This window comes from Paraburkholderia tropica (assembly GCF_900109265.1).
Classification (GTDB): domain Bacteria; phylum Pseudomonadota; class Gammaproteobacteria; order Burkholderiales; family Burkholderiaceae; genus Paraburkholderia; species Paraburkholderia tropica.
On sequence record NZ_FNZM01000018.1, the window covers coordinates 61,670 to 74,856 of the forward strand.

Below are 13,187 nucleotides of genomic sequence, written 5' to 3' on the forward strand. Positions count from 1 at the left end.
GCGCGTGCGGCGGCGCGTGGCGTTCAGCGGCCCTGGAACAGATCGACGTTCGCGTCGTAAGCCGCTTGCTGACGTACGAACGCGTCGTCGAGGTGATCGCGCAGCGCGCGTTCCGCCGCGTCGGGATCGTGGCGCTCAAGCGCTTCGAGAATCGCCTGATGCTGCTGAAGCGTGACGTCGGCGACCACGGGATCGCGCACGGTCACGTGACGCACGCGGTCGATCGGCGCGCGCGCGAATTCCACCAGTTGCTGCACGCGCGGCAGCCGCGCGGCCGCGCAAACGGTCGCATGAAACGCGTTGTCGCAACTGATCGCGGCCACCGCGTTATCGCGCGCAATCGCGCGGCGGTGCGCTTCCTGAATGTCGTGCAGCTGTTCAAGCTCGCGCGCCGTGATGATCTCGGCGGCGCGGCGGATGCTCGCTGTCTCCAGCACTTTGCGGATCAGCGCGCTCTCCGCGAACTGCTCGCGCTTCACGGGCGCGACGAAGGTGCCCGACTGCGCCGCGATGCGCACCAGTTCCTCGCGCGACAATTGCAGCAGCGCCTCGCGCACGGGCGTGCGCGAAATGCCGAGCGCGTCGGCCAGCGCGCGCTCGAAGATCACGTCGTCGGGTTGCAGCGTCATCGTCACGATGGCGTCGCGCAGCAACTGGTAAAGCTGCGTGGATAGCGCGTTCGCGCGGTCCAGCTGGAAATCGGCCTGAAGGAGCCGGGCGACGAACGCCTCCGGTTCGTTGCGGTTTTCTGTCATATCTCGGATGGGTTGCGCTGGGCGTTCCGCCATGCGGGCCGGAACCATCCCGTCAGTATATTAGTGTCCCAATTCTTTAGGCTCCGCCCGACGGGCGCTCCAGGGATTTCCCTCGGTCGCGCCCGCTTTCGTTGTGATCGCGACCAGGTTCTTCTATCATCGAAGAACTAATATATTAATTTACTAGTGCACTGAGCGCGGCCTGGAATCCGCGTCGATCCCCACAGGAGACACCATGCAACTGGAAGACACCGCCACGGCGGGAGGAGACCGCAGCGCGCGCGCCGCGGCCATGGCAGACAGCCGGGCCGCCGCGCCCACCGCCGTTCGCTGGCGCATTTTCTGGATCTTGCTGTTGCTGTCGTCGATCAACTACATCGACCGCGCCTCGCTTTCCGTGGCGCTGCCGCTCATTTCGACCGAATTCAACCTCACGCCCGCGCTCGAAGGCGTGCTGCTGAGCGCGTTCTTCTGGACCTACGCGCTGATGCAGATCCCGAGCGGCCTGCTGGTCGACCGCTTCAAGGCGCGCAATCTCGTCGGCATGGCGACGGTCGCGTGGGGCGCGTGCCAGGCGGTCGCCGCCGGCTGCTTCCACTGGATTCCGCTGCTGCTCACGCGGCTCGGCCTCGGCGTGGCGGAATCGCCGATCATGCCCGCGGGCGCCAAGCTGGCCGGTTCGTGGCTCACGCCGTCCGAACGCGGCCGTGGCGCGGCGCTGCTCGACGGCGGCGCGCCGCTCGGCTCCGCGTTCGGCGCGATCATCATCACCGGGCTGATCGCGTGGCTCGGCTCGTGGCGCCTCGCCTTCGTGGTGGCCGGCGTGGGCACGGTGATCGTGGGCGTGATCGCGTGGTGGTACATCCGCAATCATCCGTCCGAGCATCCGGGCGTGAATGCCGCCGAACTCGCGCACGTCGAAGGCGCGCGCCGCCCGTCACAGCGTCACACGGGCGCACGCACGGGCGCACACGCGCCGCGCGAGCGTCTGCCGCTGCGCGCCGTGCTCGCCGACCGTTCGGTGCTTTGCATGTTCGCGAGCTGGGCCTGCTACAACAGCGTGTTCTACGGCCTGATGACGTGGATGCCCAGCTATCTGCACAAGGCGCACGGCTTCGATCTCAAGCAGATGGGCGGCGCGACCTTCGTGATCTTCCTGTGCGGCTTCATCGGCGAACTGTTCGGCGGCTGGCTCGCCGACACGTGGCGCGCCAAGGGCGGCGAGCCGAACCGCGTGATGAAGTCGATGTTCGGCTTCGCGGGCCTCGCCTCGGCCGCCGCGATTCTCGCCGTGAGCTACGCCACCGGCCTCGTCAGCGTGGTCGTGCTGCTCTCCATCGCGCTGTTCTTCATCCGCTGGTGCGGGATGTTCTGGGGCGTGCCGGCCACGCTCGGCGGCCAGTCGCGCGCCGGCCTGCTCGCGGGCGCGATGAACTTCTCCGGCAACATCGTCGGCGTGGTGGTGCCGATCCTGATCGGCATCATCGTGCAGACCACCGGCACCTATTTTCTCGCGCTGATGTTCTTCGTCGCCGCCGCGTTCGGCCTCGCCGTCTGCGCGAGTCTCATCGACTATCGCGACCGCGGCCTCGACTGAGCACGCGGCGCACTCACTCACCTTGCGACCATGTCCACACTCACTTCCGCCATGCCGCCGACGCACGCTTCCCAACCCGCCGCCGCGCGCGTGATCCGCCTGCATCCCGCCGACGATGTCGTCGTCGCGCTCGAACAACTGATCGGCGGCATGCCGGTCGAAGCCGACGGCGTGCGCGTCAGCGGCCTGATTCCGCCGGGCCACAAGGTCGCCACGCGCGCGATCGCGGCCGGCGCGCCCGTGCATCGTTACGGTCAGATCATTGGCTTCGCGCGTCAGGCGATCGCGCCCGGCGAACATGTGCATACGCACAATCTCGACATGGGCGAATTCGCGCGCGACTACGCGTTCAGCGAAGGCGCGCGCGCGACAGCATTCGTCGCCGATAGCGAACGCGCAAGCTTTGACGGCATCGTGCGCGCCGACGGCCGCGTCGCCACGCGCAATTACATCGGCATTCTGACTTCCGTGAACTGCTCGGCGACGGTCGCGCGCGCCATCGCCGATCATTTCCGCCGCGACATTCATCCGGAAGCGCTCGCCGCTTTCCCGAACGTGGACGGCGTGGTGGCGCTCACGCACGGCGTGGGCTGCGCCGTCGACACCGAAGGCGAAGCGCTCAAGCTGCTGCAACGCACGCTGGGCGGCTACGCGTGCCATCCGAATTTCGCGGGCGTGCTCGTGATCGGCCTTGGCTGCGAGACGAACCAGATTCCGCGTCTGCTCGAAACGCAGGGCCTCAAGGAACACGCGGGCCTGCGCACCTTCACGATTCAGGACAGCGGCGGCACGGCGAAAACCATCGCCAGGGGCATCGAGATCGTCAAGGAAATGCTGGGCGCGGCGAATCACGTGCAGCGTCAGCGCGTGAGCGCGAGCCATCTGACCGTGGGCCTGCAATGCGGCGGCTCGGACGGCTATTCGGGCATCACCGCGAACCCGGTGCTCGGCGCGGCCGTCGACCGGCTGGTGCGCCACGGCGGCACCGCGATCCTCTCCGAAACGCCCGAGATCTACGGCGCGGAACATCTGCTCACGCGCCGCGCGGTCACGCGCGAAGTCGGCGACAAACTGGTCGCGCGCATCCGCTGGTGGGAAGACTATTGCGCGCGCCACAACGCGTCGATGAACAACAATCCCTCGGCGGGCAACAAGGCGGGCGGCCTCACGACCGTGCTCGAAAAATCGCTCGGCGGCATCGCCAAAGCGGGCAGCACGAATCTCGTCGACGTCTACGAATACGCGCAGCCGGTGCTCGCGAAAGGCCTCGTCTTCATGGACACGCCCGGCTACGACCCGATCTCGGCGACGGGCCAGGTTGCGGGCGGCGCGAACCTGATCTGCTTCACGACGGGACGCGGTTCGGCCTATGGCTGCGCGCCCTCGCCTTCGCTGAAGCTCGCCACGAATAGCGCGCTCTGGAAGCGTCAATCCGACGACATCGACCTGAATTGCGGCGGCGTGGTGGACGGCCACGACGACATCGACACGCTCGGCGAAACGCTCTTTCGCATGATGCTCGACGCCGCTTCGGGCAAGCGCACGCGCAGCGAACTGCATGGCTACGGTCAGAACGAATTCGTGCCCTGGCAGATCGGCGCGATTACCTGAAACGCCCGCACTCCGCACTCTTTTCCAGGCCTGACTGCTTCAATCACCGATGACCATGACATCCCCTACTCCTTATCGCGGCGTTTTCCCGGTCATGCCGACCATCTTCACGGAGAATGGCGATCTCGACCTCGACGGCCAGCGCCGCTGCACCGACTTCATGATCGACGCGGGCTCGAACGGCCTGTGCATCCTCGCGAACTTCTCCGAGCAGTTTTCGCTGACCGACGCCGAACGCGAAACCGTCATGCGCTGCGTGCTCGAACACGTCGCGGGCCGCGTGCCCGTGATCGTCACGACCTCGCATTTCAGCGCGCGCGTGTGCGCCGAACGCAGCCGCGCCGCGCAGGACGCGGGCGCCGCGATGGTGATGGTCATGCCGCCGTATCACGGCGCGACGCTGCGCGCGAGCGAGGCCGCGATCTACGGCTTCTTCCGCGCGGTGTCCGAGGCCGTCACGATTCCGGTGATGATCCAGGATGCGCCGATGAGCGGCACCACGCTCTCCGTGCCGTTTCTCGCGCGCCTCGCGCACGAACTGGAGCACGTGAGCTACTTCAAGATCGAAGTGCCGCAGGCGGCGTCGAAACTGCGCGAGCTGATCCGCGTGGGCGGCGACGCGATCGTCGGTCCGTGGGACGGCGAAGAAGCCATCACGCTGATCGCCGACCTCGAAGCGGGCGCGACCGGCGCGATGACGGGCGGCGGCTATCCCGACGGCATCCGCCAGATCGTGGACGCGTGGGCCGCCGGTCAGATCGAGGCTGCCGAGGACGCGTATGAGCGCTGGCTGCCGCTCATCAATCACGAGAATCGCCAGGGCGGCATCGCGACCGCGAAGGTGCTGATGAAGGCCGGCCGTGTGATCGCCTCGGACGCCGTGCGCGCGCCGCTGCCGGGCGTGGCCGAGGCCACGCGCGCGAGTCTGCTGCGCGTCGCGAAGCGGCTCGATCCGCTGGTGCTGCGCTGGGGTAAGTAAGTCTGCAACAAGTCCTCGACAAGTCCGCAACAAGCTCGCATCGACACAATAAAAAAGGCGCCACGTATGTCAACGCGGCGCCTTTTTCACATCGGCTCAAGCTTACTTCTTGTCGACCACCGCCACGGCTTCGTCCACCGTATACAGCTTGTCGCTCACGCCGCCCGGCTTCAGTTTGGCAAGCTCCGCATCGAGCGTCTCGCGCGTCACGCTCACGAGCGGCACCTGAATGTCCTTCGGCATCTTCTTGCCCGCGAGCGCCTGCTGCGCGACCCAGAACGCCGCCGTCACCGCGCCCGGCGGATTCGACACCGAGGTCGTTTCATAGCCCGCACCCGCCTGGTTCTTCCACCAGTTGAGTTCGTCGTAACGATTGCCGAGCACGATGATCGGCGTCGGGCGGCCCGCGGCCTTGAACGCCTGCGCGGTGCCGAAACCATCGTCGCCCTGGGTCGTCACGCCGTCGATCTTCGGCAGCGTCGGCAGCACGCCCGCCACGGCCTTTTGTGCGACCGTCTGCGTCCAGTTGCCGTTGACGCTCGCGACGATCTTCATGCCCGGATACTTCTTCAGTTCGTCGACGATGCCCTGGTGAATCGCTTCGTCGACCGACACGCCCGCCAGACCACGCACTTCGAGCAGCGTGCCCTTGCCGTTCAGACGTTTCGCGAGATAGTCGACCTGATTCGCGCCCCACGCATGGAAGTCGAACGACACGCGATACGCGCACGGCTCGGTCACGATGCCGTCGTACGAGACCACGACGATGCCCGCCGCGCAGGCCTGCTTGATGACGCCGTTGAGCGCCGTGGGCGAGGCCGCATCGACGACGATCGCGCTATAGCCTTGCAGGATCAGGTTCTGGATCTGCTGCGCCTGTTCCGTCACCTGGTTTTCGGCCGTCGTGAAGGTGGGCGCCGCCGCGACGCGCTTTTGCGCGACCGCTTCGTTCGTCACCGTCTGCCAGTCCTTGATCATGGTCTGCCGCCACGCGTTGCCCGCGTAGTTGTTCGACAGCGCGATCTTCTTCGTCGCGGTGCTGGTCTGCGAGACCTGCGCGTGCGCGCCCGTCGTCGCGAACGCGAGGCTCATCAGCGCGACCGCGCTGGCAATGTGGCTCAATTTACGCATCGAATTTCATCTCCTCTTAAGGGTTCTTGTCTTGCGGGATGCAGCGATGTCGATTCAGCGCGCGCCGCGCACGCCAACCGGCAGCGAATAGACCGAGGTCGTCGCCGTGATGAACAGACAGTTGCGATTGAGGCCGCCGAACGTGAGATTCGCGACCGCTTCGGGAATCAGGATCTTGCCGAGCAGCGTGCCGTCCGGCGCATAGCAGTGCACGCCATCGGCGGCGCTGGTCCAGACGTTGCCGTGTTCGTCGACGCGCAGGCCGTCCGGAATGCCCTGCTCCATCGTCACGAAAATGCGGCTGTTCATGAGCCGTCCGTCGCGCACGTCGAACGCGCGAATATGGCGCGGACCGTTCTCGACATGCGACGCGCCCGAGTCGGCGATATAGAGCGTCGATTCGTCGGGCGAGAACGCGAGACCGTTCGGCTTGACGAAGTCGTCGGCGACGCGGCGCGGTTCCGGCGCGCCGCGCACGAACGCATACACGTGGCAGCCGCCGATCTCGCTCTCGGCGCGAAAGCCTTCGTAGTCGCTGAGAATGCCGTAGTCGGGATCGGTGAACCAGATCGTGCCTTGCGAATCGACCACGAGATCGTTCGGCGAATTCAGGCGCTTGCCGTCGTAATGCGAGGCCAGCACGGTTACGCTGCCGTCGTGTTCGGTGCGCGAAATACAGCGCCGTCCGTGTTCGCAGCTCACGAGCCGCCCTTCGCCGTCGCGCGTGTTGCCGTTGCTGAAATTCGCGTTCGCGCGGAACACGCCCACGCCCATGCCGGGCGCCCAGCGCATCATGCGGTTGTTCGGAATGTCGCTCCAGACTAGCATATCGCTCGCGGGAAAATACACCGGCCCTTCGGTCCACAGGCAGTCGCCCGCGATCTTCTGCAACAGCGCGTTAGGCTGGATCAGCCGCCGAAAACGCGGATCGTGGACTTCGTGGTCGTGCGCGTTCATGGTGTCTCCTTGTTATTCGATGAAGATGGCGGGCGCAAGCGCAGCGGCGCAGGCGCATCTTTGCGCCGCGCACATCCGGTTTATTCAGGCATCCTGATGAATGATCAGGAGTCGTCAGCGCAGCTTCTGCCCGCCCGCGACCGCCGTGACCGCGATGATGAGCACGCCGTAGACGAGCGAGCGCACGCCCGCATCCGCGCCGACCGCGTTGAGGATCGACGTCATCATGAAGAGGAACATCGACGCGCCCCAGACGCCGAGTATCGACGCCTTGCCGCCCGTCACGAGCGTGCCGCCGATCACCACCACGGCAATCGAGATCAGCATGTATTCGACGCCCATGTCGAGCGCCGCGCCGCCCGCCACCGCCGCGAGACACACGGCCGCGAGCGAGGCGATGATGGCCGAGAGCACGTAGGCCGTGCAGCGCGTGCGATGCACGTTCACGCCCGCGAGCCACGCGGCGCGCGCATTCTGGCCGACCGCCGAGAGCCGCCGCCCGTACACGCTGCGATGCATGAGCAGCGCGATCAGCAGCGAGAGCACCACGGCGAGCAGCGCGAGATACGGAATGTGCAGCAGACGGCCGGTTGCGAAGCTGCCGAGCGCGGCGGGCGGCGCGGGCAGATTGCCGCCCTGCGTGATCGCCACCGACTGGATGATGAAGCTCGACGACAGCGTGGCGATGATCGGCGGAATGCGCAGCAGGCGAATCAGCGCGTAATTCGCGAGCCCGACCGCGAGCCCCACGCCGATCACCGCGACGATGCCGAGCGCGATGCGCGCGTCGCTGCCGTTCATCACGTGCATGCCGATCACGCCCGCGAGCGCGATCGTCGACGGCACCGAGAGGTCGATGTTGCCGGTCCCCGAAGTGATCACGAGCATCTGGCCGAGCCCGACAAGCACCATGAAGATGCCGTAGACCAGCGCGGTTTCGAGCACGTTGGCGGCCACCGGCAAGCCGAAGAAACCGACCGTCGCGGCCCAGACCAGCACCGCGCCCGCGAACGAGAGGGCCCACGGCGCGTCGAGCGCCTTGAGGCGCGCGACGAGGCCGGCTTGCGTCGATTCGGCGGAATCGGCGGACGTGGCGGCGACGCCGCCGGAACGAGGCGTCGTCATTGGCGCTCTCCGTTACGTTGAAGCAGGACGCGCAGCGACAGCACGACGATCAGGATCGCGCCCTGCATGCCGACCTGCCAGTCCGACGAAATGTTGAGAAACGCAAGAAACGAAGCCGCGAGCGTGAGCGTGATCGCGCCGAGCACCGCGCCGACCACCGACACGCGTCCGCCCACGAATTCGCCGCCGCCGAGAATCACGGCCGCGATCGAAAGCAGCGTGTAGCGCAGCGCGATGTTCGCATCGGCAGAGGTCGTGAGGCCGAGCAGCGCGAGACCCGAAAGCACGCCGAACACGCCGGCTACGCCGTACATCAGCGCGCGGCGACCGACGAGCGACCAGCCGAAGCGGCTCACCGCGCGCGGATTGCCGCCCACCGCGCGGCTGCGCACGCCCGCGGAACTGCGCATCAGCAGAAAATGCGCGACCACGGCGATCACCGCCGACCAGACGATGGGCGCGGCCACGAGCGGCGTCTGAAAGCTCATCGCCGAGCCGAGCCAGCCGGGGCTGTTGCCGCCCGGCGAAGGCAGCAGCACGATCGCGAGACCGCTCCACACGAACGAGAGCCCGAGCGTAACGACGATCGACGGAATGCGGCGAATCTCGATCAGCGCGCCGATGGCGGCGTAACCGGCGACGCAACCCGCGAGCGCAAGCATGCCGAGCAGCGGATGCTGATCAAGGATCGTCGCGCCGATGCACGCGACGAGACTCACGAACGGCCCGATCGACAGATCGAGATCGTTCACGGTGATGATCGCGAGTTGCGCGAGCGTCGCGAGCACCAGCGGCACGGCGAGATTGAGCAGCAGATTCGAGCCGAAATAGCTGAGCGTGGCCGGTTGCAGAAAGAGGATCGGCACCAGCACCGCGCACAGCGAAACGGCGGGCAGCATCGTGCGCAAACGCGCCTGGGTCAGAACGGTACTCATGCAGCCAGCTCCTCGAAGCTCGCCGCCAGCAGCGCGTCTTCCGTGCATTCGCCTGCGTGCAGCACGCGCGTGACGCGGCGCGAGCGGAACACGAACGTGCGGTCGCAATAGGCGAGTTCGTCGTTTTCGGTCGTGTACCAGACGAAGGTGCGGCCCTTCGCGGCTTCGGCGCGCACGAGCGCGTAGATTTCGCGCTTGGTGCCGATATCGACGCCGCGCGTGGGATCGTCCATGAGGATCAGCGTGGCGTTCGAGGCGAGCGCGCGCGCGAACAGCACCTTCTGCTGATTGCCGCCCGAGAGCGAGAGAATGTTCGATTGCATCGACGCGCCGCGAATGCCGATCTTCGCGCGCCACGTATCCACCAGCGCGCGCGCGGCCTTGAAGTCGATCAGCCAGCCGAGGCCTTTCGAATGGCCGCTGCCTGCGCTATCGGCGGTTTCATGCGCCGTCATGCCGCCGCGCCCGAGCCAGCGCACGTCGAGATTCTGCGCAATCGACCAGACCGGAAACACGCCGTCGCGCGCGCGGTCGCCCGCGACGAAGGCCACGCTGTCGCGCGAGGCGCGCTGCGCGATGTCGTAGATGGCGAGCAGCGTTTCGGTCTGCCCTTGCCCCGCGAGTCCGCCGAAGCCGATCACTTCGCCGCGCGACGCGTCGATTTCCGCGCGCCGATGCGGTCCGATCACCCAGCGATAATCGCGCGTGGCCTGCTCGCGCGCCGTGTGCGCGGCGGCATCGTCGCGCGGCGCGTTCGCCACGTCGACGTGCTGTCCCATCGCCTGGATGATGGCGTCGCGCGTGAGGTTCTCGCGCGGCAGAATGCGCACGAGTTTGCCGTCGCGCATCACCATCACGCGATCCGCCACGCGCTCGATTTCGCCGAGCATGTGCGTGACGAGCAGACAGGTCACGCCGCGCGCGTTGGCCTTGCGCACGTAGTCGAGCAGTTGCTCGGCCGTGTGCGCGTCGAGACTCGACGTGGGTTCGTCGAGAATCACGAGGCGCACGGGCGTGTCGGTTTCCGTGAACGCGCGCGCGATCTCCACCATTTGCCGCTGCGTGAGCGTGAGGTCCGAAACCAGTTCCGCGCCGCTCAGGCCGCAGCCGGGAAAGATCTCGGCGAGCTTGTCGCGCATGAGCGTGCTCGCGCGTTTGCGCCAGCCGCGTCCACGCAGTCGCGGATGCACGACGCACATGTTTTCCGCGATGCTCAGGTTCGGGCAGAGCGACAGTTCCTGGAACACGCAGCGCACGCCTGCGAGGCGCGCCGCGTCGGCGTCGTAGTGCGGCGCGGGCGTGCCGTGCGTCTCGATGCGGCCGTCGGTCGGCGTATAGACGCCCGCGAGCACCGCCATCAAGGTGGATTTGCCCGCGCCGTTATGCCCGGCGATGCCGACGCACTCGCCCGCGAGAAAATCGAAATCGATATCGGACAAGGCCCTCACATTGCCGAAGGATTTGCCGATGCCGGAAAAACGTATGAGGGGGGACGCGCTTTGTTTCGACTCGATGTTATCGATCACATCCGTGCTCCGAAAATCGCTTCGCGGCGGGCGTCTGCCCGGGTCGCGACCAATTGGTCGATCCCGGCGACGCAGGTCTCCATGCTTGTTCTCCATCTGGGCGATGGAGGCTTTCTAATATACTAATGTTGCGCAAAACACCTGACCCATAGGGATTTGCCCCTGGACGAGGCACCGGCAGCGCGGCGCGCGGGCAGACGAACAGTGAAGAAAGCGATGCGCGGCGGTTAAAAGAAGCCGCCGTCCGAGTCTAAGGACCGGAGCGATATCGATCTAATGAAAATCCGGACGCTTTCGATATCCGTTTCGATATCCGTTTCGATATCCGTTTCGATATCGCTGTCGCGATCTGTTTAGATAGCAGCCGCCGCGCGAGGGTCGCGGCTCGATCCGACATAGTGGGATCACCCGGCAGTCTTGCCGCCTCGCCGCCGCATTGCACGGCGGCGAGTGTCCTGCCGAGGCTTAAACCGGATTCAGCGCGCTCGCGCCGTCGAGCACGGCCGCGACGTTATCGAGCGCGGTAAAGCCCATCTGGTCGCGCGTTTCCACGGTCGCGCTCGCCATGTGCGGCGTGAGAAACACGTTGTCGAGCGTGGCGAAACGCGGATCGACGTTCGGCTCGCCGCGATAGACATCGAGGCCCGCGCCGCGCAGTTGTCCCGACGTCAGCGCCGCATACAGCGCGTCTTCATCGACGAGACCACCGCGCGCCGCATTCACGAAGATCGCCCCTTGCGGCAGGCGTCCGAACTCGCGCGCCGTCATCAGCGGCGCGCCGCCGCCGGGCACGTGCAGCGTCAGTACCTGGCAGTGCGGCAGCATGGCGTCGAGACTTTCGTAATACGTCGCGCCGTTTTCGAGCGCAGGCGCCGCGCGCTGGATATCCGTATAGATCACGCGCATGCCGAACCCTTGCGCGCGCCGCGCGACCGCGCGCCCGATCCGTCCGAAGCCGACGATGCCGAGCGTCTTGCCGTTCACGCGCGTGCCGAGCATGTCGGTCATGCCGAACGATTTGCCCCAGCCCGCGCGCATGATGCGCTCGTATTCCGAGGCGCGGCGGCAGGCCGCCAGCACGAGCAGCATCGTGAAATCGGCGGTGCATTCGGTCAACGCATCGGGCGCGTTGGTCACGACGATGCCGCGTGCGTGCGCCGCCGCCACGTCCATATGATCGACGCCCGCACTCGCGTTCGCGACGATCTTCAGCGTCGGCGGCAACGCAGCGATGTGCTCGGCCTGCAAGCCCGACTTCTTGCCGATCAGCACGGCGGGCAACGCGTGCTTCGTGCAGAACTCGACCACGGACCACGCGTCCATGTCGGCGTCGGTCACGTAGGCGTGAAATTCGGTTTCCGCGCGTTTCGCCACGGCCGCGGGGACCTTGCGTGCGATGAGCAATCGGGTGCGTTGAGTGTCCGGCATCGTGCTTTCCTTTGGGTCGAATGACGACGAGAGACTACGAAGCCGCACACCGGCGCGTCAATCTTGATTCGATCAATCAACTTATGCGGCGCGCACGCCGTTGGGCTTCGCGTGGCGCCTGGCGCTGAGCTTTGCGCCCTATTTCGTGGTGTTTTCGCGGTTTCAGACCGCGCATGAAATGCACACGCCGCATCGGGACATTCCCTGATGGGCGCCCCGGCCAGCAGGCTCTCTGATGTTGATTGAGCGAATCAAGATTGCTGGCCGTGTCAGGCGAATGCAATCCTTTTTCCGTGTTCAACCGAATCGACCAGAGGACGGGAAATGTCTGCTTCGCATCCTGCTTCGCCATCCGCTTCAAAGCGCATCGCCGCCGTCACGGGCGCGGGCTCCGGCATCGGCCGCGCCAGCGCCATCGCGCTCGCCCAGGCCGGCTTCAGCGTCGCGCTGATTGGCCGCCGCATCGAACCCTTGCTGGAAACGCGCGAAGCCATCGGCCTCGCAGGCGGCGAGGCTGAACCCTTTTGCGCCGACGTCACGCAAGCCGATTCCGTCGATCGCGCCTTCGCGCAGATCGCGCACCGCTTCGGCCGTCTCGACGTGCTCTTCAACAATGCGGGCCGCAACGCGGGCGCGGTGCCGCTCGAAGACTACGAACCCGATCTCTGGAACGACGTGGTCGCCACCAATCTCACAGGCGTGTTTCTGTGCGCGCGCGCCGCGTATCGGCAGATGAAAGCGCAAACGCCGCAAGGCGGACGCATCATCAATAACGGTTCGATCTCCGCGCATTCGCCGCGTCCGCACACGATCGCGTATTCGGCGACCAAGCATGCCGTGACCGGCATCACGCGCTCGATCGCGCTCGACGGCCGCGCGTACAACATCGCATGTGGGCAGATCGATATCGGCAACGCGGCGACGCCGCTCACGGAGCGCATGAATCAGGGCGTCATGCAGCCCGACGGACGCATGGCGCCGGAAGCGCGCATGGATGTCGCGCATGTGGCGAACGCGGTCGTGCATATGGCGATGCTGCCGCCCGAGGCCAACATTCTCGACATGACGATCATGGCCACCACGATGCCTTTCGTCGGCCGCGGCTAGCCGCAATCGCTGCAGGCCGGTCCATTCACATGGACC

At 66.3% G+C, this 13,187-nt stretch carries 11 protein-coding genes; 4 read left to right on the top strand and 7 right to left on the bottom strand.

Annotated features, from left to right (window positions below; all coding sequences use genetic code 11):
* Positions 1–23 precede the first annotated feature (23 nt).
* Positions 24–755 (bottom strand): GntR family transcriptional regulator, encoded by a 732-nt coding sequence (locus tag BMY06_RS27795; RefSeq protein ID WP_080180332.1) that lies wholly within the window; start codon positions 753–755, stop codon positions 24–26.
* 235 nt (positions 756–990) lie between these two features.
* Between BMY06_RS27795 and BMY06_RS27800 the strand changes: the two genes are divergently transcribed.
* From BMY06_RS27800 to BMY06_RS27810, 3 genes are read left to right on the top strand one after another with little or no spacing between them, the layout of a single operon-like run.
* Positions 991–2,352, top strand: a complete 1,362-nt coding sequence (locus BMY06_RS27800) for an MFS transporter (protein WP_065057861.1) — start codon at positions 991–993, stop codon at positions 2,350–2,352.
* A gap of 30 nt (positions 2,353–2,382) precedes the next feature.
* Positions 2,383–3,963 (top strand): UxaA family hydrolase, encoded by a 1,581-nt coding sequence (locus BMY06_RS27805; RefSeq protein WP_080180331.1) that lies wholly within the window; start codon positions 2,383–2,385, stop codon positions 3,961–3,963.
* A gap of 49 nt (positions 3,964–4,012) precedes the next feature.
* Positions 4,013–4,942 carry a dihydrodipicolinate synthase family protein gene (locus tag BMY06_RS27810; protein WP_074986544.1) on the top strand — a complete coding sequence of 310 codons (930 nt, stop codon included), beginning with the start codon at positions 4,013–4,015 and terminating at the stop codon, positions 4,940–4,942.
* Positions 4,943–5,044: 102 nt separating this feature from the next.
* Here BMY06_RS27810 and BMY06_RS27815 read toward each other — a convergent pair whose 3' ends face one another.
* The 6 genes from BMY06_RS27815 to BMY06_RS27840 form a co-directional block, all read right to left on the bottom strand.
* A complete protein-coding gene (locus tag BMY06_RS27815) occupies positions 5,045–6,073 on the bottom strand; it encodes an ABC transporter substrate-binding protein (RefSeq protein ID WP_065057858.1) in 1,029 nt (342 codons plus the stop codon).
* Positions 6,074–6,127: 54 nt separating this feature from the next.
* Positions 6,128–7,030, bottom strand: coding sequence for an SMP-30/gluconolactonase/LRE family protein (locus BMY06_RS27820; RefSeq protein ID WP_065057857.1), 903 nt, complete (start codon positions 7,028–7,030; stop codon positions 6,128–6,130).
* Between the two features lie 114 nt (positions 7,031–7,144).
* Complete coding sequence (locus tag BMY06_RS27825) at positions 7,145–8,155, bottom strand: ABC transporter permease (RefSeq protein WP_074986546.1); 1,011 nt, start codon at positions 8,153–8,155, stop codon at positions 7,145–7,147.
* Positions 8,152–9,090 (bottom strand): ABC transporter permease, encoded by a 939-nt coding sequence (locus BMY06_RS27830; protein WP_065057855.1) that lies wholly within the window; start codon positions 9,088–9,090, stop codon positions 8,152–8,154. The genes BMY06_RS27825 and BMY06_RS27830 overlap by 4 nt, the downstream gene beginning before the upstream one ends.
* Positions 9,087–10,613 carry a sugar ABC transporter ATP-binding protein gene (locus BMY06_RS27835; RefSeq protein WP_074986624.1) on the bottom strand — a complete coding sequence of 509 codons (1,527 nt, stop codon included), beginning with the start codon at positions 10,611–10,613 and terminating at the stop codon, positions 9,087–9,089. Before BMY06_RS27835 ends, BMY06_RS27830 begins: the two co-directional genes overlap by 4 nt.
* A gap of 468 nt (positions 10,614–11,081) precedes the next feature.
* On the bottom strand, positions 11,082–12,044 hold the full coding sequence (locus BMY06_RS27840; protein ID WP_074986548.1) for a 2-hydroxyacid dehydrogenase: 963 nt from the start codon (positions 12,042–12,044) through the stop codon (positions 11,082–11,084).
* 324 nt (positions 12,045–12,368) lie between these two features.
* Here BMY06_RS27840 and BMY06_RS27845 point away from each other — a divergent pair, with 324 nt between their 5' ends.
* On the top strand, positions 12,369–13,151 hold the full coding sequence (locus BMY06_RS27845; protein ID WP_074986550.1) for an SDR family oxidoreductase: 783 nt from the start codon (positions 12,369–12,371) through the stop codon (positions 13,149–13,151).
* The last annotated feature ends 36 nt before the right edge of the window (positions 13,152–13,187 follow it).